Genomic DNA, 21,034 nt, shown 5'->3' on the forward strand with positions numbered 1-21,034 from the left:
TCGGGACGCCGGCTCGGGACGGGGAAGGGCCGTCCCCGGATCGCGGTGATGCGAGGACGGCCCTTGGGCGGTACGGGAGTTGAGCCGGGCGGCCTACCAGCCGGTGCCGATCTGGGCGCGGGCGCCCAGCGTGTTGTTGCCGTTGATCGAGCCGGTGCCCGGGTAGGTGTAGAAGGTGCCGGTGTCGCCGACCTTGGCCTGGACCGCGTCCACGTCGCCGACGCCGTCGCCGTTGAAGTCGCCGCTGACCAGGTCGGTCATGGCGCCCCAGCCGGTGCCGATCTGGACGCGGGCGCCCAGCGTGTTGTTGCCGTTGATCGAGCCGGTGCCGGGGTAGGCGTACAGGTTGCCGGTGGCGACGTCGCGGGCGACGATGTCGTCCTTGCCGTCCTTGTTCAGGTCACCGGGGCTGACGATCTGGTCCATGCCGTTCCAGCCGGTGCCGATCTGGACGCGCGCCCCGAACTGGCCGTTGCCGGTGCCCGGGTAGGCGTACAGGTTGCCCGTGGCGGAGTCGACGGCCAGCAGGTCGGACTTGCCGTCCTTGTTGAGGTCGGCGCCGGCGAGGTCGTGCATCGAGCCCCAGCCCGTGCCCGCCTTGATGCGGGTGCCGAAGGTGCCGTCGCCGTTGCCCGGGTAGATCCAGAGCACGCCGTCGCCGTCCACGGCCGCCAGGTCGACCTTGCCGGAGCCGGTGAACTTGCCGGAGGTCAGCTCGCTCATCGCGTTCCAGCCGGTGCCCACCTGGACGCGGGCGCCGAGGCTGCCGCCGCCGCTGCCCGGGTAGTAGAACAGCTTGCCGCTGGACGCCTCGACCCCGATGACGTCGGCCTTGCCGTCGCCGTTGAAGTCGCCGCCCGCCAGGTTGGTCATGCCCGCGTCGGTCGGGGTCGGCCTGGACTCCGAGATGTTGTCGTAGCGGTAGGCGCGGTAGCCGTTGGCCTTCAGGTAGGACCGGGTGTAGTAGGAGGAGTCGATCCGGGCGTTCGTGCCGGGGTGGGCCTCCTCGTAGATCCGGGCGGTGGTGTGGCCGGCGTCGGCCCAGCCGCCGAAGAGGACCACGTGCGCGTCTATGTTGTCGAGCATGTCGCCGGGCTGGAGCTCGTCGAAGCTGCTCAGCTGGACCGAGACGCTCGGCAGCGACCAGGTGGTGAGGCTCGTGTTCAGGTGCCAGGCCATCGAGATGAAGCCGGAGCAGTCCTGGCGGTAGGTGCGGCCCTGCGGGTCGGTGGCGTAGGACGACTGGCTGTACGGGATGCCGCGGTCGACCCAGTTCTGCGCTCTGGACATGACCTCGGAGGTGGTGATGGAACCGCCGACCGTGGAGGTGCCGGCCGCATGGGCCGGGGCGGCGGCGGGTCCTGCGATGTTCACGCCGGAGATGACGGCGGCGGCGACCAGGGCGGCGACGGCGGACTTCTTCAGCTTGCCGGTGAGCTTCGACATGATGCGTGATCTCCAGGTTCAAGGGCGCGGTGAACCGCGCTGCGGGGTAAGCGAGTTGGGGCCGTACGAGGTCGTGCTCGTACGAAGTCGTGCTGGTGCGAAGGCGCTTGAGCGCGGCCGGGCGGTGGGCTACCAGCCGGTGCCGATCTGGGCGCGGGCGCCGAGGCCGCCGCTGCCGTTGCCGGGGTAGAAGTAGAAGGTCCCGGTGGAGCCGGTCGGGGCCTGGACCGCGTCGAGGTCGCCCTTGCCGTCGCCGTTGAAGTCGCCGCCGACGAGCTGGTGCATGGTGTCCCAGCCGGTACCGATCTGGACGCGGCTGCCGAACGTGTTCATGCCGTTGATCGAGCCGGTGCCCGGGTAGTTCCAGAGCTTCCCGGCCGGGTCCACCGCCACGAGGTCGGCCTTGCCGTCGCCGTTCAGGTCGCCGGGGCTGGTGAGTTCGGCCATGCTGCCCCAGCCGGAGCCGATCTGGGTGCGGTTGCCCAGGGTGCCGTCACCCCTGCCCGGGTACGCCCACAGCGCGCCGTTGTTGTCGACGGCGACCAGGTCCGGCTTGTCGTCCTTGTTGACGTCCATGGCGGTCAGGTCACGCATCGAGTTCCAGCCGGTGCCGATCCGGACGCGGGCGCCGAGGGTGTTCATGCCGCTCGCGCTGCCGGTGCCCGGGTAGCGGTACAGGTTCCCGGTGGAGTTCTCGACGGCGACGAGGTCCGCTTTGCCGTCGCCGGTGAAGTCGGCGGCGGCCAGCTTGCTCATGGCGCCCCAGCCGGACCCGATCTGGACGCGGGAGCCCAGGGTCCCGTTGCCGTTGCCGGGGTAGAGCCACAGCTTTCCGGTGGCGGCCTCGACGCCGACGATGTCCTTCTTGCCGTCGCCGGTGAAGTCGGCCGCGGTCAGCTGGACCAGACCGACCGGGGCGGGCGGGGTGTCCGGGTACGGGTCGGCGGTGTCGGTGCCGAGACCGTTGACCCGGCCGCAGTTGGGCCAGGTGTCGGGGCCCGCGGCCGCGAGGGCCTTCTCGCCGATGAGGATCTGCTGCTGCTTGGTGGCCTGGTTCGGGTACGTGGCGTACTGGCGGCCGCCGTACGCGTTCCAGGTCTGGAGGTCGAACTGGAGGCCCCCGTAGTACTGGTGGGTGCTGTCGACGATCGTCCAGTCGCCGGACGCCTCGCACTGGGCGACCTTGTCCCACGTACTGACGGACGCGGCACTGGCGGGGCCCGCGGCGACGAGCGGGAGCGCGCCTGCGGTGAGGCCGGCGAGGGCCAGACCGGCGAGGGCGGCCTTTCTCTTGGCGGCGCGAGGCTTCTTTTCTGTTATGGGCATGACAGATCCTCGATTTGGTGGTGCTGTGGAAGTTCTTCAGAGCTGGGGGGGGCGGCCGCAGAGGGGCCTGAAAGGGGCCGGCCGGGGCCTCTGGCTGCTACAGCTGCCCTGCAGGAGCAGCTGGTGCGAAGGGGCGGGCCCTGGGCCGGGGTTTCACTCAAGTGCGCTGCTGTCCGGACTTGGTGTGCCCCGGTGGGTGCACGGCTCGGCTAGGGAGCCGGCCGGGGTCAGCCCCAGATGTAGTCGGCCGGGGCGGAGACGGCGGCGACGGGGGCGAGGGTGGCGACCGCGGCGGCCTGGGTGAGACGGATGCGCAGCATGACGGTTCCTTTCGTGCCGGACGGCCGCTGGGCGACCGGTGCCGGCTTCTGACGGCGAGTCGGGTGTCCCGAACCGGTCTGCGTCCCGCGGTGACGCCTTCCGGTTCCTGCCTGCCGGGTGGTGTTCCCTGCCGGCGAGAACTACTTTCCTCGCTGGTCAGACGGGGCGGAAGAGTTTTCCGGTGGCCCGAAAGGGCCTTGGCCCCTTCCGTCCGGGCCTCACTTCTGGTGGCCCGTTCCGTCCGCGTCCGACGCCTCGGTGCCGGAAGCGGACAGCATCGCCTCGTAGAAGGAGTCGACCATGGGGACTCGGGCGGTCAGCAGCGACCAGCCGCCGAACACCCCGTCGTTCAGCACCCGTCGGCAGACCCCGAACGCGCGCGTCTCCGCGGCATCGAGGTTCTCCGCCCGTACGTACAGGCCGATCACGGGGTACGGCTGGGCGTCCGGATGGACGGCGACATGCTCAAGACCGTCCTGCGGGCGCGCTTCGGCGTTCACCAGCTCCACGGCACAGGAGGGCAGGCGGACGCCGGGGGGACCGAGCAGTCGGGCGTGCACGAGATACATGAAATCGACTCTCCCAAGCGGACATCCCCCCTTGCCAGGAAAGCGAGATGGCCCCTTCGGTCCATGGCCGCTTCCGTCCAACACAGTACGGAGGGCGCCCTGCGCATGCCTGACGTGGAGCAGCCGTGGCATGATCGGAAATCGGGGGGTCGGGGGATCTTTCAGAGGATTTGTGGGGGTTGGAGAATGCTTACCGCGTTGGGACTCGATGCAGTCGCGGAATCCGTCTACCGGGCCATGCTGGCCGATCCGCAGGGCGGAGTGGCCGAACTCGTCGCGGCACTGGGGGTGCCCGAACAGGACGTGCGAAGAGCCTTGGAAACGCTGAGCGAACTCGCGCTGATCCGGTCGTCGGCCGAGCAGCACGGCCGGCTCAGAGCGGTCTCGCCGGACATCGGGATGGAGATCCTGATGGCTCGTCAGCAGGCCGAACTGGCCGCCCAGCAGCAGAAGCTGGAGGCCTCGCGGGCGGTCGCCGCGCAGTTGATCGCCGAGTACGCCGATCTGCGTCCGGCGGCCACGAGCCCGGGGGTGGAGCACCTCATCGGCCTCGACCAGATCCGGGACCGGCTGGCCAGACTGGCCCGTGAGACCCGTACCGAGGTCGCCACCTTCGCACCCAACGGCGCGCAGTCCGAGGAGAACATCGCGGCCGCGCGGCCGCTGAACGAGGCGCAGTTGCGGCGCGGGATCCGGATGCGCACGGTCTATCTGGACAGCGTCCGCAACAGCCAGATCACCGTCGACTACGTCAACTGGATCGCCGGTCTCGGCGGCCAGGTCCGTACGGTGCCGTCACTGCCCACCCGGATGATCATCGTGGACCGCTCCACCGCGGTGATCCCGGTCAGCAGCGACGACACGGCCGCCGGTGCCGTCGTGCTCAACGGGCAGGGCACGCTCACCGCGCTGTGCGCGCTGTTCGACAGCGTGTGGGAAGGGGCCCAGCCGCTCGGGAGCGCCGCGCCGCGGGACGAGCAGGGGCTGAGCCCGCAGGAGTCCACCACGGTCACGCTGCTCGCGCGGGGCCACACCGACGAGGCGATCGCGAAGCGGCTCGGGGTGTCGCAGCGCACCGCGCGGCGGATCGCCACGGACCTGATGGAGCGGCTCGGCGCGCGCAGCCGGTTCGAGGCGGGCGTACGGGCCGTGCAGCACGGCTGGCTGCCGCCCCAACTCTCCTGATTCTCGCGGGAGTTGGCGAGCTCTGGAGTTCAGGACGGCGTGCGGGCCGCCGCGAGGAGGCGGGCGGTGTCGTCCGCGCAGAGCGACAGCGCGCCGCCGACCGTGGCGAGCACCTCGCGTTCGGCCGGGCTGTAGGGGCCGTCCGCGAGGGCGATGCGGGCGCCCTGGAGCAGGATGGACTCGCGGCCGGCGGGGGCGAGGTGCGGGGCGAGCGGTTCGAGGGCCTCGTGGAGTTCGATGGCGAGGGCGGCGCCGCAGGGGTCGGCCTCGTCGGCCGGGGCGGCCAGGAAGCGGCCGGTGTCGGCGGCCAGCGCCTCGATGAGGGCGACGAGCTGTTCCTCGGTGCAGTCCTCGAAACCGGCGGCCCGCACGGTGGCCACGGCGGCGCCGGTGGCCGTACGGGACGAGGTGCCGCCCGCGGCGAGGACGGCGAGGGCGACGGTGTGCACGGCGTCGCGGAGCATGGCCGAGAAGCGGGTCGTGGTGGGGTGGTCCAGGGTTTCCGTACCGAACTGCCCCTGGCAGGCCGCGCATTCGACCATCGGGCCCGCGCTGCCGCGGGTGACGAGCGGGACGCCGAGGACGGTCAGGCGCCTGCGGCCGGTGCGGCGCTGGTAGTTCCGGTCGCCGCCGCAGTCGGGGCAGAAGAACTCGCCGTCTCCCACGGTGCGCCACACGGTGCGGACGGACCAGAGGCCGGCTCCGATGCGGGACGTGAGCCCGGACTGCGCCCCGGCGCTCAGGTTCGTACCGTTCTGTCCCTGTGCTGGCCGCACCGCGCACCTCCGTAACGCTCCGGCAACATTGCCGCGTTGACGTGATGTTAGCCACATCCATGATGTGGCGTCAGCACCCTGGGAGGGGGAGAGGGGGGTGGATGGCGCGATTGTGACAGTGCGGCGCGGAGCCCCCGCTGGTTCCGGGGACTCCGCGGACTGTGGGTGGCAGAGACTCAGCGCGCGGCGCGGTTCACCGCTGAGATGACTGCCTTCAGGGACGCTCGCGTCGTGTTCGCGTCGATGCCGATGCCCCACAGCACCGCACCGTCGATCGCGCACTCGATGTACGACGCGGCCTGCGCGGACGCGCCCTCGCTCATCGTGTGCTCCTGGTAGTCCAGCAGTCGCGCGTCCACCCCGGTCGCGGCCAGCGCCTCGAAGAAGGCCGAGATCGGACCGTTGCCCGTGCCGGTCAGCACCGTGTCGGCGCCGTCCACGACCGCCTCCACCGTCAGGGTGTCGCGGCCGTCCTGGTCCGTCGTCGTCTGGCCGGAACGCAGCTGGATGCGGCCCCACGGGTTCTCGGGGTTGGGCAGGTACTCGTCCTGGAAGGCCGACCAGATCGCGGTCGGGGTGACCTCGCCGCCCTCGGAGTCCGTCTTCTGCTGGATGATCTTCGAGAACTCGATCTGCATCCGGCGCGGCAGGTCCAGCTTGTGGTCGTTCTTCAGGACGTAGGCGATACCGCCCTTGCCGGACTGCGAGTTGACCCGGATCACGGCCTCGTAGGAGCGGCCGACGTCCTTCGGGTCGATGGGCAGGTACGGCACCGCCCACTCGATCTCGTCCACCGTCTTGCCCGCGGCGGCGGCATCCGCCTCCATCGCGTCGAAGCCCTTCTTGATGGCGTCCTGGTGGGAGCCGGAGAAGGCGGTGTAGACCAGGTCGCCCGCGTAGGGGTGGCGCGGGTGGACCTCCATCTGGTTGCAGTACTCGGAGGTGCGGCGGATCTCGTCGATCTGGGAGAAGTCGATCTGCGGGTCCACGCCCTGGCTGAACAGGTTCATGCCCAGGGTCACCAGGTCCACGTTGCCCGTCCGCTCGCCCTGGCCGAACAGGCAGCCCTCGATGCGGTCCGCCCCGGCCATGATCGCCAGCTCGGCCGCCGCCACCGCCGTACCGCGGTCGTTGTGCGGGTGCACCGACAGGCACACGTACTGGCGGCGCGACAGGTTGCGGCTCATCCACTCGAAGCGGTCCGCGTGCGTGCTCGGGGTCGAACGCTCCACCGTGGCAGGCAGGTTGAGGATGATCTCGCGGCCCTCCTCGGGCTGCCAGACGTCGCACACCGCCTCGCAGACCTCCAGCGCGAAGTCCAGCTCGGTGTCGGTGAAGATCTCCGGGCTGTACTGGTAGCCGAAGATCGTCTCCTCGCCCAGGATCTTGTCCGCGTACTCCATGACCAGCCGCGTGCCGTCCACCGCGATCTGCTTGACCTGGTCCTTCGTGCCGCGGAAGACGACCCGGCGGAAGGTGGGGGCGGTCGCGTTGTACAGGTGGACCGTGGCGCGCCTGGCGCCGCGCAGGGACTCCACGGTGCGCTCGATCAGCTCTTCGCGGGCCTGGGTCAGGACGGAGATCGTCACGTCCTCGGGGATCGCGCCCTCTTCGATGATGGAGCGTACGAAGTTGAAGTCGGTCTCGCCGGACGACGGGAAGCCGACCTCGATCTCCTTGTAGCCCATGCGCACCAGCAGGTCGAACATCTCGCGCTTGCGGGCCGGGCTCATCGGGTCGATCAGGGCCTGGTTGCCGTCGCGCAGATCGGTGGACAGCCAGCGCGGGGCCTTGGTGATGCGGCCCTCGGGCCAGGTGCGGTCGGGGATGTCCACGGCGTCGTAGCGGCCGTACTTGTGGATCGGCATCCCGGACGGCTGCTGCATCTGGGTGGCGTTGGTGACCGGAGTGGGGCGGCCGAAAGTCGTCTCAGACATTGCGTAGGGCTCCTCGGGTCCAGCAAGGGGGACAGCCGACTGTCGCGCAACACCAGATCCCGCGGGGAGGGGGTCGGCCTACGACTACAGGCCCTCGCCGCGGCAGCTAAGGAGAAGCAGCCCGAAACGCATGATGCCGCAGCCTAGCCGAGAGGCGCCGGGAGCGCTGGTCCCGTATCAGTATGCGGGACACCGCCGTCGATACGGACAAAACGTGACGTATACCTCGGGCGGGAGGGCGTAGGGAAAACACGCCTCACCATCATGGCGGCGGGTAGTGACAGCGGGATGACCCAGTGCCACATTGCCCGGCATGGACGCCACCCATCCCGTGTTCTGCACTATCGTCCCGCCCCACGTCCTCGACCGGCTCGTCCACGCCGAGGACCCCGCGCTCGCACGGATCGCCCGCCGGACCTTCGTCGCGGACGCCGCCCAGCGCACCGGACGCCGGCTGACCACCGTCCTCGGCGCCGAGCCGCTCGCCGCGCCCGCGGCCGCCGACCAGCCGCACCGCACCGTCTACGACGCCCAGCACGGCACCGCGCTGCCCGGCGGCCAGGTGCGCGGCGAGGGCGACCAGCCCTGCCAGGACGCCACCGCGAACCGCGCGTACGCGGGGCTCGGGGCGACCTTCGAGCTGTATCTGAAGGCGTACTCCCGCCAGTCGATCGACGGCAGCGGCATGCCGCTGAACGCGTCGGTCCACTTCGACAGCAACTACGACAACGCCTTCTGGAACGGCACCCAGATGGTGTTCGGCGACGGGGACGGCCAGATCTTCCTGGACTTCACCATCCCGGTGGACGTGATCGGCCACGAGCTGACGCACGGAGTCACCCAGCACACCGCGAACCTCACCTACTTCGGCCAGCCGGGCGCCCTGAACGAGTCCATGTCGGACGTCTTCGGTTCACTCGTCAAGCAGTACGCCCTCGGCCAGGACGCCCACCAGGCCGACTGGCTCATCGGCGCGGGGCTGCTCGCGCCGGGTGTCAGCGGGGTCGCGCTGCGCTCGATGAAGGCGCCGGGCACGGCGTACGACGACCACGTGCTCGGCAAGGACCCGCAGCCCGCCACGATGGACCACTATGTGACCACGGGCCGCGACAACGGCGGTGTGCACATCAACTCCGGGATCCCCAACCACGCCTTCTACCTGCTGGCCGACGCGCTCGGCGGCAAGGCCTGGGAGCGCGCCGGGCAGATCTGGTACGACGTGCTCACCGGCGGGCAGCTCGGCAAGCAGGCGATGTTCAAGGACTTCGCCACGCTGACGGCCGCCGCGGCCCGGACGCGGTACGGGGACGGCGAGGAGTACCAGTCGGTGCTGAAAGCCTGGACGCAGGTGGGCGTCCCCACCTCCTGACGCGCCCCCTGACACCGCCCTGGCCCGATGTGCGGTCCTGACGTACCGGGCCGGGGCTGCTAGACAGAGGCCATGCGTATCCAGGTGTGCCGCACAGGAGGATTCGCCGGCATCGGGCGCCGGGCCGGGATCGACACCTCGGGCCGGCCCGATGCCGCCGAATGGGAGGCCCTGGCCGAGGCGGCCCTGGCCACGGGCCGCACCGAGCCGTCACCCGGCGTACCGGACGGCTTCCACTACGAGATCACCGTGGACGGCCGCACGGTCCACTGCGCCGACCCGCACCTGAGCGAGCCCCAACGCGAGCTGATCTCAAGGGTGTTGAAGGAGGGCGCGTAACGGCGCCGAGGGGCGCCGAAACTCGGGTGCGCCCTCGTTGACCTCCTGGTTTGATGCGCATCATGACGACGCCCCGCCCCGCCCGGCTCGATGAGATCGAGCGCTACTACGATGCCGTGCCCAGGAGTTCGGCGCGCGTCGAGGACTTCGGTCCGCTGAGTCTCTTCGTGCGGGAGGGGGCCTCCTGGCCCTTCTACGCCCGGCCCGCACTGGGCCGCTCCGGGCCGGTGACGGCCGCCGATGTGGACGCGGTGCGGGCCCGCCAGCGCGAACTCGGCGCGCCCGAGGCCTTCGAGTGGGTCGCCGAGGTGAGCCCCGGGCTGCGCGCGGCGGTCGAGGAGTCGGGCCTCGCGGTGCACGAGCATCCGCTGATGGTCCTGGACCCGGACGCGCCCGCCGCCGAGCCCCATCCCCTGGTACGCGTCCTGGACGCGGCCGACCCGCTGCTGCACGCGGCGCTGGTCGTACCCCATCTCGCGTTCGCCGCACCGGGCACGGACGTCGGCCCGGCGGGCCCGGCCGAGCTGGCCGCCGAGATCACCGCCCGCGCCGGTGACGGCCGGGCCGAGCAGGTCGCCGGGCGCATCCGCGCGGGCCGGACGGCCGTGGTGGCGGCCTTCGAGGACGGACTGCCGCTGTGCGCGGGCATGCACAACCCGGTCGCCCCGGTCACCGAGATCGCCGGGCTCGGCACGCTGCCGTCCGCGCGCCGCAGGGGCCTGGGCCGCGCGGTCACGGCGGCCCTGATCGCGGACGCCCGCGCCCACGGTGCGGAGACGGTGTTCCTGTCGGCGGGCGACGACGACGTGGCCCGTATGTACACCACCCTCGGTTTCCGCCCGGTCGGCACCGCCCTCATCGCCGAACTCCCCGAGAACTGACGGGAGTTGGACTGCCCGGCGGTGAACCACGTCGAGGCCGCCAAGGGCGTCGCCCTCGACTGCCCGTCCGGCCGCGCCTGCTCCTACAGCAGCCTCGGCCACAACATGCTCGGCCGCATCGTCGAGGTGCTCACCGGCACGACCTGGGACCAGACGCTCAAGGACCTGCTGCTCACCCCGCTCGGCGGGCGCCCGTACGGCCGGATGCTCGCCACGGCCGGCGATGTCGCATGGCGCGAGTTCGCGCAGGACACGGCCGGGAGCGTCAGAAGCCGAGCTTGCGCAGCTGCTTCGGGTCGCGCTGCCAGTCCTTGGCCACCTTGACGTGGAGGTCGAGGAAGACCGGCGTGCCGAGCAGCGCCTCGATGTGCTTGCGGGACTTCATGCCGACCTCCTTCAGGCGCTTGCCCTTGGGGCCGATGATGATGCCCTTCTGGCTGGGGCGCTCGATGTAGACGTTGGCGTGGATGTCGAGGAGGGGCTTGTCCGCCGGGCGGTCCTCGCGCGGGATCATCTCCTCCACGACGACCGCGATCGAGTGCGGAAGCTCGTCCCGTACGCCTTCGAGGGCGGCCTCGCGGATCAGCTCGGCGACCATCACCTGCTCGGGCTCGTCCGTGAGGTCGCCCTCCGGGTAGAGCGGCGGGCTCTCCGGCAGCATCGGGATGAGCAGGTCGGCCACCAGCTGCACCTGCTTGTCGCCGACCGCCGAGACCGGCACGATCTGCGCCCACTCGAAGCCCAGCTCCTTGCCGAGCTGGTCCACGGCGATGAGCTGCTCGGCGAGAGTCTTGGAGTCGACCAGGTCGGTCTTGGTGATGATGGCGATCTTGGGGGTCTTCTTGATCCCCGCGAGCTCCTTGGCGATGAACTTGTCGCCGGGGCCGAGCTTCTGGTCGGCGGGCAGGCAGAAGCCGATCACGTCGACCTCGGCCCAGGTGGTGCGGACGACGTCGTTGAGACGCTCGCCGAGCAGGGTGCGCGGCTTGTGCAGGCCGGGGGTGTCGACCAGGATCAGCTGGGCGTCCGGGCGGTGCACGATGCCGCGCACGGTGTGCCGGGTGGTCTGCGGGCGGTTGGAGGTGATGGCCACCTTCTGCCCGACCAGAGCGTTCGTGAGGGTGGACTTGCCCGCGTTGGGGCGACCGACGAAGCAGGCGAAGCCGGCCCGGTGGGTGGTCTCGGCGGCAGTGTCAGCGGCAGGGGTACGAGCGCTCATGCCAGCCATTCTCCCCGATCCCAGCACCCCCGCCGCCCAGCCGCCCTGGGGCTCCGCTCCCCAAAGCTCCGGAGAGGCCTATTTCGACTGGCCCGCGACGCGTCGCCGCACGATCCACCGGGCGATCAGCGCGAGCGCCGCGGCCGGCAGGATCCCCGCGGCCAGCCACGGCAGCGCGAAGAAGGAGGCGGCCGCGGACCCGCGGGCGTCCTTCGCGCTCGCCGTCAGCCTCACGTCGCCCCAGTCGAGCTGGGGCGAGCCGCGCCAGGCCTCGGTGAGCCTGACCTTCTGGCCCGGCAGCAGCTCGGCGGGGATCCGGGTCAGGCCACGGCTGAGCAGCGTACGGCCGAACAGGCCCGTCGCCTTCAGCTCGACCTTCGGGTCGAGGGTGACGTTGCCGCGGTTGTGCAGGGTGTACGTGATGTCGGTGCGGCTCTCCCCCGCGCCGGGGACCAGCGGACGGTGCTGGGAGAGCGCGACGTCCTCGACGGCGAGCGCGGGGACGGTCGGGCCGCCGACCCGCAGATAGACCCGGGCGCCCACGGCCTGCTGGACGCCGACGGCGACCTTGCCGTCCGCGGCCGGACCCGGCGCCACCCGGTCGTCGAGCGCGACCAGGGCGCCCACGTGGTCCCCGGGCTCGGCGTCCGGCGGCACGGCGAGCGTGAACGGCACCGTGACCGAGGACCGGGCGGGGACGGTGACCTTGTTCTGTGCCGGTTTCACCCAGGCGCCCACCCCGCTCTGCCGCTCCTGTTCGGTGCGCACGGCGAACCCGCCGTCGCGCTCGGTGTTGTACGCGTCGGCCCCGTACAGCCGAAAGCTCAGCGGCGCCGCCGTCTTGTTGGTGACGGTCACCTTGTCGGCGAGGGCGGTGCCGGGGTCGGCGGAGAGGTAGAAGTACGGCCGCTGGGCGGTGCCGGATGTGGTGGGGAAGACGGACCAGTTGCCGTTGTCGGCGGCGTGGGCGGCGGGCGCGGCGAGAACGGCGAGCACGCCGGCCAGGAGGAGTGCGGACAGCTTGCGCACGGTGCGGACCCCCGGGAACGGGTGGGCGGGGCGGGTGCGCGCCCGGCCCACGGTGGACATCAGGTGAGGGTGAGGGTCAGTACGCCGCTGTAGGCGCCGGGGGCGGTGAAGGCCGGGACGTCGAGCGAGAGCTTCGCGCCGACGGTGAACTCGCCGCCGGTGAGCGCCGCGTTCGGGGTCGAGGCGAGGGTCGCGCCCGCACTGCCCACGCTGCCGGCCGAGCCCGCGGCGCACACGGACGGGGAGCCGGGCTTGGTGGCGCAGGCCGGGGTCCAGCTGAGCCTGCCCGCGTCGATGGAGCCGCCGGGCCCGGTGAAGTCGGTGACCTTGCCGGTCAGGGACCAGCCCGCGGGGCCGCCGCGGAAGTCCTGGACCGTCACCGTCTTCAGATCGCCGGTGGAGGCGCCGCCCTTGCCGAAGTCGACGGCCGTGAGGCCGACGGTGTCACCGGCCTGGGACATCGCCAACGTACCCGCGTTCACCGAGGAGTTGAGCTTCTGGCTCGGTCCGGTCGGCGGCGGTCCGCTGTTGACCTTGTACGCCACCGGGCCCGCGCCGTTGGCCGGGTCCCAGGCCGCTCCCTCGTAGGCCACGATCCCGGTGGTCGCCGGGTCGGTGATCTTCGGCCGGGCGGTGAAGCCGCCGTTGGCGTCCGACTTGAAGGTCATCTTGTCGCCGGTGGTCGCGGTGCCGTTCCAGCCCGCCACGGTGACGTCCGCGTTCGCGGTGAACTTGGACCCGGTGACGGTCGTGCGGTCACCGGCGTTGCCGGCTGCCGGGCTGGCCGTGATCGCGCGCTGGTTGACCTGGCCGCCGCCGTCGGTGGCGTTGACCGTCCCGGAGACGGGGGCGGGCGGGTTGGTGACCGTGCAGGGCGTGTCCAGCTCCATGACGTAGCTGGTGTGGATGTTGTAGTCGCCGGGCGACAGGGTGATCGCACCGGCCTTGGTGGCGGTGAAGCTGCCGCTCATGGAGAACGCCGGGAACGATCCCTTGCCGGGCACCGGGTCGTTCTTCTTGGGTCCCGCGACGTCCACGGTGCCGGTCTGGGCGCCCGCGAGGACGACCTTTCCGGTCGGGGTCATGATGTCGGCGGGGAGGTTGATGTCGACCGGGTTGCTCGCGGCCGGCTTGTTCACCGTGTAGGTGACGGTGACCTTGTCGCCGACCTTCGGCGCCGCGTTGTCGACGGTGATGGTCGCGTTCGTGGTGCCGTCGATCGGCGGGATTCCGGCGATGGCCGGCGGGATGCAGTGCGTGGCGAAGTCGACGGGCGTCGCGGCCAGGGCACTCGCGGGTGCGGCGAGCGCGCCGGTCCCCGCGGCGAGCGCGACCGCCCCCAATACGGCGGCCAGACGCCGTCTTCGACGTTCGGACATGGGCTTGCCCCCCTTCCTGAAGTGGCACAGCGCGGCTCGGCTGCGCCGACAGGGGGCCATTGACGGCCGAGGCCGAAAAGAAGTCAATGGAATCCGGACGCAATAACTGATGACCCATCAGATCCTGTCAAGGTCCCGGCATTTCACGCCACACCGCCCACGCCGCGGCGCCCGGACCACCGCAGCACGAAAGCCGGCGCCGCCCGGGACGGCACCGGCTCCTCGCGCACGGTGCGGGATCAGTCGAAGACGAACGGGCCGGGCGCCTGCGAGGTCGTCGCGTCGCAGTTCACCGAGACCCCGAAGATCGTCATCGACAGGGCGGTGCCGGAGAGGTACGAATCGAGGCTGTCACCCGAGGCGACGGTCCCGTTCAGCGGGCCGATCGTGACCGGATCGCCCGCGTTCAGGGCCGGGTTGGCCTGGCCGCTGAACACGGTGGTGCCCCCGGCGCCGCCCGCGAGGGTCAGATTCGCGTTGATCTGGTTGGCGCCGACGGCGACCGGCGTGGTGACGGCCGAGGTCAGCGTGATGGTCGCGGCCGTGCCGCTCTGGGTCGCGGTGAGCGTGGCACTGCCACCGCCCCAGCTCCCGCAGTCGTACGTGGCGGTCGCCGAGCCCGGTGAGACGGCGGCGGCGCTCGGCGCGAACGCGAGGCCCACCACGGCCACCGCCCCCGCGGCGAGTGCGGCCCGCGCGAGGGGCCTGCTGGTGCTCTTACGCATGATTCCCCTTCCCGTTACAGGGAGTTGATCGTCTGCCGCGTCATCGACACACGACCGCGCAGCTGACCCCCGGCGGCCCACGTGCACGGGTGCGCGGGCGTGCGGGCATGGCGATGCAGAGGCTGCGGAACTGCGCGGAGGGAGCGCATCCGACTCCGGCCCGGGGCTGCGGCTCCGCACCCCGCGCCGGTCCGCCCGCGAATCTGACGGACCGTCGGATCGACTGTCGTCCATTGATGCGCGGGCAGCCGGGGATTACAAGGGCCAACGCCTTGATTCTTACGGGGTGCGGGGGTGAAGCGGGGGAAGCGGGATGCCGCGGGGGAGGAAGGGCGTTACCGGCCCCGGCCCCGCCCGGCGCGCGTCACTTCCCGGCGGTCGGCCGCAGCTCTCCGTCGGGTCCGGCCAGCAGCACCGGGGTGCCCGGCCCGCCCAGGTCCCGTACCGCCGCGAGGTCCGCGTCCGCGGGGTGCTCGGCCTCGGTCACCACGGCCGCCGCCTCCAGGGACTTCGCGCCGCTGGCCACGGCCATCGCGACGGCGGTCTGGAGCGCGGAGAGCTTCAGCGAGGCGAGCTCGACCGTGCCCGCGACGTAGGTGCGCCCGGTCTCGTCGCGTACGGCGGCGCCCTCGGCCACACCGTTGCGGGCCCGGACGCTGCGCGCGAGCGTGATGATCTTGCGGTCCTCGGGGTCGAGTTCGGTGCTCTGTGTCATGCCCCGAGCATAGGGAGTGGGACGGGGACACCGGCGCACCGGCCGGTCAGCGGACACTCCCTAGCCCGCGATCGGGTACATGGAACCGCGCCGGCCCTCCGGCGAGGCCAGCCACTCCAGCTTCTCGGCGGTGTCGGTGTTCGGCAGCGGGGTGTGCAGCGCGATCACCAGGTCCGGGCGGGCCGGGACGCGCAGCTGGGTCGACTCGACGTAGAGCGTGCCGACGAGCGGGTGCTCCATCTCCTTCTGGAGCTGCCCGCCGGGCTGGATGTCACGCCGCTCCCACAGCTCCACGAACTCCGGGCTGAGCTCCCTCGCCTCCTCAACGACGGCGCGGAACCCCTCGTCGTCGGGCCGCTCCGAGCAGGCCGCGCGGAACTGGGCGACGACGTTGCAGGCGATCTCCTCCCAGCGCTTGGAGCGGGCCCGGTAGATGGGGTCGGTGAAGAACGCGATCAGGCAGTTCTGCACGATCTCCGGACGCATCCCGAACACCAGGGAGGCCGCGTCGTTGTACATCACCGTGTTCCAGTACGCGTCCATGATGTGCGCGGGGAACGGCATCCACGCGTCGATCAGGCGCTGCAGCCCGTGGCACATGTTGGTGTTGGCCGGGTCGACCTCGGGCGCCGGCGGGTTGAGCCCGGCGAGCACGTACAGGTGGCGGCGCTCGGCGCTGGTCAGCTGGAGCACCCGGCCGACCGCCTCCAGGACCTGCGGCGACACCGTGATGTCACGGCCCTGCTCCAGCCACTGGTACCAGGAGACCCCGACCCCCGCGAGCACGGCCACCTCCTCGCGGCGCAGCCCCGGGGTGCGGCGGCGGGCCCCGCCGTCGGGCAGTCCGGCCTGGGCCGGGGTGATCCTGGCCCGCCTGCTCATCAGGAACTCGCGCAGTTCGCTCCGGCGGTGCTTGTCGATCGGTGTAGCCACGAACTCCCCCTGTCGGCTGCCTGGTGGTGCCACCAACAGGATAAGTTCCCACTCTCCACGGGCATTCCCGGGCCACGAAGGTAGTGGCCATGGCGATCGATACTCAGACGACAGTCACCGCATCCGACGCGGTGGCCCCCTCCCCCGGGAACTCTCCCGTGGACACCCGGCTCAGCGGCCGGGCCAGGCTGGTCCTTCTCGTGCTCTGCGCCGCCCAGTTCATGGTGGCGCTCGACTTCTCCGTACTGAACGTGGCGCTGCCGGCGCTCGGCAAGGACCTGGGCCTGAGCCAGTCCGCGCTCCAGTGGGCGGTGACCGCGTTCGCCCTGCCGTCGGGCGGCTTCCTGCTGCTCTTCGGCCGCGTCGCCGACCTCTTCGGCCGCAAGAAGCTGTTCCTGACCGGCCTCGCGCTGTTCGGCGCGGCCTCGCTGCTCGCCACCCTCGCCTGGGACCCGGCGTCCTTCCTGACCGGCCGCGCCCTCCAGGGGCTCGGCGCGGCCGTCATCGTGCCGACCGGCATGGCCCTGCTGACCACGACCTTCCCCGAGGGCCCGCAGCGCGACAAGGCGCTCGGCATCTCCGGCACCCTGATGTCCCTCGGCTTCACCGTGGGCATGGTCCTCGGCGGGGTCATGACCGACACCCTGGGCTGGCGCTCGACGATGGGTCTGCTCACCGCGGCCGCCGTGATCGTCCTCGTCCTGGCGCCGATGCTGCTGCCCGAGTCGCGCACCCCCGAGCGGCCGCGCCTGGACGTGCCGGGCGCCGTCACCGTCACCGGCGGTCTGCTCGCCGTTATCTACGCCCTGTCGACGGCGGCGCAGCGCGGCTTCGGCGGCGTGGACGTCTGGGGCACCCTGCTCGTGGGCCTCGCGCTGCTGGCCGCCTTCGTGGTCATCGAGTCGAAGGCCTCGGCCCCGCTGGTCTCCCTGCCGATGCTGAAGCGCCGCACGGTCGCCTGGGGCAATGTGGGCGGTCTGGTCACCTTCTCGATGATGTCGACGGTCGTCTTCGTCCTGACCCTCTACCTCCAGGAGACCCTGGAGCTGTCGTCCTTCCGGACCGGTCTGGTCTTCGGTGTCCAGGGCATCGCCTCGGCCGTCGCCGGTACCTTCGCCGCGAAGATCATCGGCCGCTTCGGCGCCCGGCGCGTGCTCGTCGGCTCGCTGCTCGGCCAGGGCCTGTTCGTCGGCGCCCTGCTCGGCCTCGGCGCCGAATCGGGCGCCCTGCTCGCGACCGTCGCCGTCTCGCTGGCCAGCATGTGCCACCTCGGCGCGATCATCTCGTACGGCGTGACCGTGACCAGCGGTGTCCCGAACGAGGAGCAGGGCCTCGCGACCGGTCTTGTCACCACCACCCAGCAGGTCGGCCTCACCATCGGCATCCCGCTGCTGGGCGTGCTCGCCACCACGCAGGGCTCGCTCTTCGACGGGGTGCGCACGGTCCTCGGGGTCGACGCGCTGATCGTGATCGCGGCCGCCGGCCTGGTGGCGGTCGGTCTCGGCCGCAAGAAGGCCTAGACGGTGGCTCAGGCCCGGTCGAGCCGGAGCCGCTCGGCCTTGGGCAGACCAGCGACCACCAGGTCGTACGAGTCCTCGATGAGCTCCCGGACCAGCCGGTCCGGGAGCTCGGCCACGCTCACGGTGTTCCAGTGCCGCTTGTTCATGTGATAGCCCGGCACGATCGCGGCATGCTCCTCGCGCAGCCTGACCGCGTCGTCCGGGTCGCACTTGAGGTTGACGGTGAGCGGCTTCCCGTCAAGCGCGGCGAGCGCGAACACCTTCCCCAGCACCTTGAAGACCGAGGTCTCCGGGTTGAACGGGAACTCCTCCGTCACGGCGTTGAACTCCAGGCAGAACGCCCTCAGTTGCTGCGGTGTCACTCCATGCCCTCCTTCTCTGCGCGCTTCGACGGCTCCACGAGGACGGTGACGATCTTGTTGCGGCGGCCGGCCGGGGACTCGGCGGTCAGCCGCAGCTCCCGCCCGTCCGGCAGCGCCACGACGGCGGAAGCGCCCGCGATCGGCACCCGGCCGAGCGCCTTGGCGAGCAGCCCGCCGACCGTCTCCACGTCCTCGTCGTCGTACTCGTCGAATCCGAACAGCTCACCCAGGTCACCGATGTCGAGCCGGGCGGTCACCCGGAAGCAGCCGTCCGCCAGCTCGGTCACCGGCGGCAGCTCGCGGTCGTACTCGTCGGTGATCTCGCCGACGATCTCCTCCAGGATGTCCTCGATGGTGACGATGCCCGCGGTGCCGCCGTACTCGTCGATCACGACGGCGACGTGGCTGCGCTGCTGCTGCATCTCGCGCAGCAGGTCACCGGCGTTCTTGGTGTCGGGCACGAAGGCGGCGGGCCGCATCGCGGTCGAGACCGGATCGGCCTCGGAGTCCCGGTTGATGTGCGTCTTGCGGACCAGGTCCTTCAGGTAAACGATCCCGACGATGTCGTCCTCGTTCTCGCCGGTCACCGGGATCCGCGAGAATCCGGACCGCAGCGCGAGCGTGAGCGCCTGGCGGATCGTCTTGTACCGCTCGATGCAGACGAGGTCGGTGCGCGGCACCATGACCTCGCGCACCAGGGTGTCGCCCAGCTCGAAGACCGAGTGCACCATCCGGCGCTCGTCGTCCTCGATCAGCGACTCCTGCTCGGCGAGGTCGACCATCGCCCGCAGCTCGGCCTCGGAGGCGAACGGCCCCTTGCGGAAGCCCTTTCCGGGGGTGAGCGCGTTGCCGAGGAGGATCAGGAGCTGCGGGACCGGCCCCATGATCCTGGCCAGCGGCAGCAGCACGTACGCCGCCGCGGTGGCCGTGTTGAGGGGGTGCTGGCGCCCGATGGTGCGGGGCGAGACGCCGACGGCTACGTACGAGACGAGGACCATCACCGCGATGGCGACGAGCAGGGCGGTCCAGGTCTCGCCGAACTCGTTCAGGCAGACGTAGGTGACCAGGACCCCGGCCGCCGTCTCGCAGGCGACCCTGACGAGCAGCGCCACATTGAGGTAGCGGGTCGGGTCGGCGGCGATCTGGGCGAGCTTGGCGCTGCCGCGCCGCCCCGACCGCAGCGCCTCCTCCGCGCGGAAGGAGGAGGTACGGGCGATTCCGGCCTCGGCGCAGGCCGCCAGCCAGGCGACGACGACCAGCGCGACGGCCCCCGCGATCAGCTGCCCGGTCATGAAACGGTCGGCGCCGGGGAGGGGCCGGTCATCCCCTTCTCCGCGCGCCAGCCGTCGACGATCGCCGCCTGGAGACCGAACATCTCGGCCTTCTCGTCCGGCTCCTCGTGGTCGTAGCCCAGCAGGTGCAACACCCCGTGGATGGTGAGGAGTTGGAGCTCCTCGTCCATGGAGTGCCGCGTCTCGGCGTCCTCGCCCTGCTTCTTGGCGACCTCGGGGCAGAGCACGATGTCACCGAGGAGCCCCTGCGGGGGCTCCTCGTCGTCCTTCGTCGGCGGGCGCAGCTCGTCCATCGGGAAGGACATGACATCGGTCGGACCCGGCAGGTCCATCCATTGGATGTGCAGCTGCTCCATGGCCTCGCCGTCCACGACGATCACCGAAAGCTCGGAGAGCGGGTGGATCCGCATCCGCGTGAGCGCGTAGCGGGCGATGTCGAGGATCGCCTGCTCGTCGACCTCGGTTCCGGACTCGTTGTTGACGTCGATCGACATGGTGCGCTTGCTCTACTTCCCGTTTCGGCCGCTCTGACCGTTCTGGTCTTGCCGGCTGTCGTACTTCTCGTACGCGTCGACGATACGGCCGACGAGCTTGTGCCGGACGACATCCTGCGAGGTGAGCCGGGAGAAGTGCACGTCGTCCACGCCGTCCAGGATGTCCTGGACCTGACGCAGACCGCTCTTCGTGCCGTTCGGGAGGTCGACCTGGGTGACGTCACCCGTGACGACGATCTTCGAGTCGAAGCCGAGCCTGGTCAGGAACATCTTCATCTGCTCGGCGCTGGTGTTCTGCGCCTCGTCGAGGATGATGAACGCGTCGTTGAGGGTGCGGCCCCGCATATAGGCCAGCGGCGCGACCTCGATCGTTCCGGCGGCCATCAGCCGGGGGATGGAATCCGGGTCGATCATGTCGTGCAGGGCGTCGTAGAGCGGGCGCAGATACGGGTCGATCTTCTCGTAGAGCGTGCCGGGCAGGAAGCCCAGGCGCTCGCCGGCCTCGACGGCCGGCCGGGTCAGGATGATCCGGGTGACCTGCTTGGACTGCAGGGCCTGGACCGCCTTGGCCATGGCGAGATAGGTCTTGCCGGTACCGGCGGGGCCGATGCCGAAGACGATCGTGTGCTTGTCGATCGCGTCGACGTACCGCTTCTGGTTGAGGGTCTTGGGGCGGATGGTGCGGCCGCGGCTGGAGAGGATGTTCTGCGTGAGCACCTCGGCGGGCGTCTCGCGGTGGCCGTCCCCGTCGCTGCCGTTTGCACTGCCGTTCGCCCGGAGCATGGCGATCGAGCGTTCCACTGCGTCCTCCGTCATCGGCTGCCCGGTGCGGAGCACCAGCATCATCTCGTCGAACAGGCGCTGGATGAGGGCGACTTCCGTCGCGTCCCCCACGGCGCTGATCAGATTGCCCCGTACGTGGATGTCGGCCGACGGGAAGGCCGTTTCGATCACGCGCAGCAAGGAGTCGCTCGAACCCAGGATGGTCACCATGGGGTGCTTGGCCGGGATGGTGATCTGGGCGTGCGCCTGCGGGTGTGTGGGTGTCTGAGTCATGGGCCGGCTCTGTGGCCTGCGCATACCTCCCGTTGCAGGGTTCTCGCTGCTCGACAACCTCTGGATAACCAAGCGTACGACTTGCTACGCCCGGCGCCGAGAGGTTTTCCACCCCGGTCTGGGGGGCTCTGGCTCCCCGGGGCTGAGCCCCGACCCTGCCG

The 21,034-nt window shown here is 70.9% G+C and carries 21 protein-coding genes; 6 read left to right on the forward strand and 15 right to left on the reverse strand.

Annotated features, from left to right (window positions below):
- Positions 1-93: 93 nt before the first annotated feature.
- The 3 genes from ACIQ8J_RS03465 to ACIQ8J_RS03475 form a co-directional block, all read right to left on the reverse strand.
- Complete coding sequence (locus ACIQ8J_RS03465; RefSeq protein ID WP_403264293.1) at positions 94-1,446, reverse strand: FG-GAP-like repeat-containing protein; 1,353 nt, start codon at positions 1,444-1,446, stop codon at positions 94-96.
- A gap of 129 nt (positions 1,447-1,575) precedes the next feature.
- Positions 1,576-2,772: an FG-GAP-like repeat-containing protein gene (locus ACIQ8J_RS03470; RefSeq protein WP_403264295.1), complete on the reverse strand. Its 1,197-nt coding sequence runs from the start codon at positions 2,770-2,772 to the stop codon at positions 1,576-1,578.
- A gap of 539 nt (positions 2,773-3,311) precedes the next feature.
- Positions 3,312-3,662 carry a hypothetical protein gene (locus ACIQ8J_RS03475; protein ID WP_403264296.1) on the reverse strand — a complete coding sequence of 117 codons (351 nt, stop codon included), beginning with the start codon at positions 3,660-3,662 and terminating at the stop codon, positions 3,312-3,314.
- A 186-nt stretch (positions 3,663-3,848) separates the two neighbouring features.
- On the opposite strand from ACIQ8J_RS03475, the gene ACIQ8J_RS03480 reads away from it, so the two are divergent.
- Positions 3,849-4,847, forward strand: a complete 999-nt coding sequence (locus ACIQ8J_RS03480; RefSeq protein ID WP_403264297.1) for a LuxR C-terminal-related transcriptional regulator — start codon at positions 3,849-3,851, stop codon at positions 4,845-4,847.
- Between the two features lie 29 nt (positions 4,848-4,876).
- Here the strand turns inward: ACIQ8J_RS03480 and ACIQ8J_RS03485 are convergent, their stop codons facing one another.
- Both ACIQ8J_RS03485 and leuA read right to left on the reverse strand, forming a co-directional pair.
- On the reverse strand, positions 4,877-5,590 hold the full coding sequence (locus ACIQ8J_RS03485) for a TerB family tellurite resistance protein (RefSeq protein ID WP_403265213.1): 714 nt from the start codon (positions 5,588-5,590) through the stop codon (positions 4,877-4,879).
- Positions 5,591-5,799: 209 nt separating this feature from the next.
- Positions 5,800-7,560: a 2-isopropylmalate synthase gene (gene leuA, locus ACIQ8J_RS03490; protein WP_403264298.1), complete on the reverse strand. Its 1,761-nt coding sequence runs from the start codon at positions 7,558-7,560 to the stop codon at positions 5,800-5,802.
- A gap of 313 nt (positions 7,561-7,873) precedes the next feature.
- On the opposite strand from leuA, the gene ACIQ8J_RS03495 reads away from it, so the two are divergent.
- From ACIQ8J_RS03495 to ACIQ8J_RS03510, 4 genes are all read left to right on the forward strand, one after another.
- Positions 7,874-8,929 (forward strand): M4 family metallopeptidase, encoded by a 1,056-nt coding sequence (locus ACIQ8J_RS03495; RefSeq protein WP_403264300.1) that lies wholly within the window; start codon positions 7,874-7,876, stop codon positions 8,927-8,929.
- Between the two features lie 72 nt (positions 8,930-9,001).
- The gene (locus ACIQ8J_RS03500; protein ID WP_403264302.1) at positions 9,002-9,268 is read left to right on the forward strand and encodes a protealysin inhibitor emfourin; all 267 of its coding nucleotides are present in this window, start codon (positions 9,002-9,004) and stop codon (positions 9,266-9,268) included.
- A gap of 62 nt (positions 9,269-9,330) precedes the next feature.
- A complete protein-coding gene (locus tag ACIQ8J_RS03505; protein ID WP_403264304.1) occupies positions 9,331-10,149 on the forward strand; it encodes a GNAT family N-acetyltransferase in 819 nt (272 codons plus the stop codon).
- A 21-nt stretch (positions 10,150-10,170) separates the two neighbouring features.
- On the forward strand, positions 10,171-10,473 hold the full coding sequence (locus ACIQ8J_RS03510) for a serine hydrolase (RefSeq protein WP_403264306.1): 303 nt from the start codon (positions 10,171-10,173) through the stop codon (positions 10,471-10,473).
- Here the strand turns inward: ACIQ8J_RS03510 and era are convergent.
- The 6 genes from era to ACIQ8J_RS03540 all read right to left on the reverse strand — a co-directional run bounded on the left by era (position 10,415) and on the right by ACIQ8J_RS03540 (position 16,098).
- The gene (era, locus tag ACIQ8J_RS03515) at positions 10,415-11,377 is read right to left on the reverse strand and encodes a GTPase Era (RefSeq protein WP_403264307.1); all 963 of its coding nucleotides are present in this window, start codon (positions 11,375-11,377) and stop codon (positions 10,415-10,417) included. The genes ACIQ8J_RS03510 and era overlap by 59 nt on opposite strands.
- Before the next feature lie 69 nt (positions 11,378-11,446).
- Positions 11,447-12,457 (reverse strand): WxL protein peptidoglycan domain-containing protein, encoded by a 1,011-nt coding sequence (locus ACIQ8J_RS03520; protein WP_403264308.1) that lies wholly within the window; start codon positions 12,455-12,457, stop codon positions 11,447-11,449.
- A complete protein-coding gene (locus tag ACIQ8J_RS03525) occupies positions 12,457-13,776 on the reverse strand; it encodes a beta-xylosidase (RefSeq protein ID WP_403264310.1) in 1,320 nt (439 codons plus the stop codon). Before ACIQ8J_RS03525 ends, ACIQ8J_RS03520 begins: the two co-directional genes overlap by 1 nt.
- A gap of 239 nt (positions 13,777-14,015) precedes the next feature.
- The gene (locus ACIQ8J_RS03530; RefSeq protein WP_403264312.1) at positions 14,016-14,501 is read right to left on the reverse strand and encodes a hypothetical protein; all 486 of its coding nucleotides are present in this window, start codon (positions 14,499-14,501) and stop codon (positions 14,016-14,018) included.
- 364 nt (positions 14,502-14,865) lie between these two features.
- A complete protein-coding gene (locus ACIQ8J_RS03535; protein WP_403264313.1) occupies positions 14,866-15,216 on the reverse strand; it encodes a cytidine deaminase in 351 nt (116 codons plus the stop codon).
- 60 nt (positions 15,217-15,276) lie between these two features.
- Positions 15,277-16,098 (reverse strand): helix-turn-helix transcriptional regulator, encoded by an 822-nt coding sequence (locus ACIQ8J_RS03540; RefSeq protein ID WP_403265216.1) that lies wholly within the window; start codon positions 16,096-16,098, stop codon positions 15,277-15,279.
- A 140-nt stretch (positions 16,099-16,238) separates the two neighbouring features.
- Here ACIQ8J_RS03540 and ACIQ8J_RS03545 point away from each other — a divergent pair, with 140 nt between their 5' ends.
- Positions 16,239-17,669 carry an MFS transporter gene (locus ACIQ8J_RS03545; protein WP_403264315.1) on the forward strand — a complete coding sequence of 477 codons (1,431 nt, stop codon included), beginning with the start codon at positions 16,239-16,241 and terminating at the stop codon, positions 17,667-17,669.
- Between the two features lie 8 nt (positions 17,670-17,677).
- Here ACIQ8J_RS03545 and ACIQ8J_RS03550 read toward each other — a convergent pair whose 3' ends face one another.
- Genes ACIQ8J_RS03550 through ACIQ8J_RS03565 form a run of 4 tightly spaced genes read right to left on the reverse strand, consistent with a single transcriptional unit; the run spans position 17,678 to position 20,873 of the window.
- Complete coding sequence (locus tag ACIQ8J_RS03550) at positions 17,678-18,031, reverse strand: MmcQ/YjbR family DNA-binding protein (protein WP_403264317.1); 354 nt, start codon at positions 18,029-18,031, stop codon at positions 17,678-17,680.
- Positions 18,028-19,323 carry a hemolysin family protein gene (locus ACIQ8J_RS03555; protein ID WP_403264319.1) on the reverse strand — a complete coding sequence of 432 codons (1,296 nt, stop codon included), beginning with the start codon at positions 19,321-19,323 and terminating at the stop codon, positions 18,028-18,030. The genes ACIQ8J_RS03550 and ACIQ8J_RS03555 overlap by 4 nt, the downstream gene beginning before the upstream one ends.
- Positions 19,320-19,817, reverse strand: a complete 498-nt coding sequence (gene ybeY / locus ACIQ8J_RS03560; protein ID WP_403264321.1) for an rRNA maturation RNase YbeY — start codon at positions 19,815-19,817, stop codon at positions 19,320-19,322. Before ybeY ends, ACIQ8J_RS03555 begins: the two co-directional genes overlap by 4 nt.
- Before the next feature lie 12 nt (positions 19,818-19,829).
- Entirely contained in the window at positions 19,830-20,873 is a 1,044-nt protein-coding gene (locus tag ACIQ8J_RS03565; protein ID WP_403264323.1) for a PhoH family protein, read from the reverse strand.
- Positions 20,874-21,034 lie beyond the last annotated feature (161 nt).

The sequence above is a fragment of the Streptomyces sp. NPDC094147 genome (assembly GCF_044764265.1).
Taxonomy (GTDB): Bacteria; Actinomycetota; Actinomycetes; order Streptomycetales; family Streptomycetaceae; genus Streptomyces.

What these genes read in the sequence shown, in the direction of transcription:
- ACIQ8J_RS03465 (WP_403264293.1), bottom strand. Translation starts at nt 1,446, where the DNA reads ATGTCGAAGCTCACCGGCAAGCTGAAGAAGTCCGCCGTCGCCGCCCTG.
- ACIQ8J_RS03470 (WP_403264295.1), bottom strand. Translation starts at nt 2,772, where the DNA reads ATGCCCATAACAGAAAAGAAGCCTCGCGCCGCCAAGAGAAAGGCCGCC.
- ACIQ8J_RS03475 (WP_403264296.1), bottom strand. Translation starts at nt 3,662, where the DNA reads ATGTATCTCGTGCACGCCCGACTGCTCGGTCCCCCCGGCGTCCGCCTG.
- ACIQ8J_RS03480 (WP_403264297.1), top strand. Translation starts at nt 3,849, where the DNA reads ATGCTTACCGCGTTGGGACTCGATGCAGTCGCGGAATCCGTCTACCGG.
- leuA (WP_403264298.1), bottom strand. Translation starts at nt 7,560, where the DNA reads ATGTCTGAGACGACTTTCGGCCGCCCCACTCCGGTCACCAACGCCACC.
- ACIQ8J_RS03495 (WP_403264300.1), top strand. Translation starts at nt 7,874, where the DNA reads ATGGACGCCACCCATCCCGTGTTCTGCACTATCGTCCCGCCCCACGTC.
- ACIQ8J_RS03500 (WP_403264302.1), top strand. Translation starts at nt 9,002, where the DNA reads ATGCGTATCCAGGTGTGCCGCACAGGAGGATTCGCCGGCATCGGGCGC.
- ACIQ8J_RS03505 (WP_403264304.1), top strand. Translation starts at nt 9,331, where the DNA reads ATGACGACGCCCCGCCCCGCCCGGCTCGATGAGATCGAGCGCTACTAC.
- era (WP_403264307.1), bottom strand. Translation starts at nt 11,377, where the DNA reads ATGGCTGGCATGAGCGCTCGTACCCCTGCCGCTGACACTGCCGCCGAG.
- ACIQ8J_RS03520 (WP_403264308.1), bottom strand. Translation starts at nt 12,457, where the DNA reads ATGTCCACCGTGGGCCGGGCGCGCACCCGCCCCGCCCACCCGTTCCCG.
- ACIQ8J_RS03525 (WP_403264310.1), bottom strand. Translation starts at nt 13,776, where the DNA reads ATGTCCGAACGTCGAAGACGGCGTCTGGCCGCCGTATTGGGGGCGGTC.
- ACIQ8J_RS03530 (WP_403264312.1), bottom strand. Translation starts at nt 14,501, where the DNA reads ATGCGTAAGAGCACCAGCAGGCCCCTCGCGCGGGCCGCACTCGCCGCG.
- ACIQ8J_RS03535 (WP_403264313.1), bottom strand. Translation starts at nt 15,216, where the DNA reads ATGACACAGAGCACCGAACTCGACCCCGAGGACCGCAAGATCATCACG.
- ACIQ8J_RS03540 (WP_403265216.1), bottom strand. Translation starts at nt 16,098, where the DNA reads ATGAGCAGGCGGGCCAGGATCACCCCGGCCCAGGCCGGACTGCCCGAC.
- ACIQ8J_RS03545 (WP_403264315.1), top strand. Translation starts at nt 16,239, where the DNA reads ATGGCGATCGATACTCAGACGACAGTCACCGCATCCGACGCGGTGGCC.
- ACIQ8J_RS03555 (WP_403264319.1), bottom strand. Translation starts at nt 19,323, where the DNA reads ATGACCGGGCAGCTGATCGCGGGGGCCGTCGCGCTGGTCGTCGTCGCC.
- ybeY (WP_403264321.1), bottom strand. Translation starts at nt 19,817, where the DNA reads ATGTCGATCGACGTCAACAACGAGTCCGGAACCGAGGTCGACGAGCAG.
- ACIQ8J_RS03565 (WP_403264323.1), bottom strand. Translation starts at nt 20,873, where the DNA reads ATGACTCAGACACCCACACACCCGCAGGCGCACGCCCAGATCACCATC.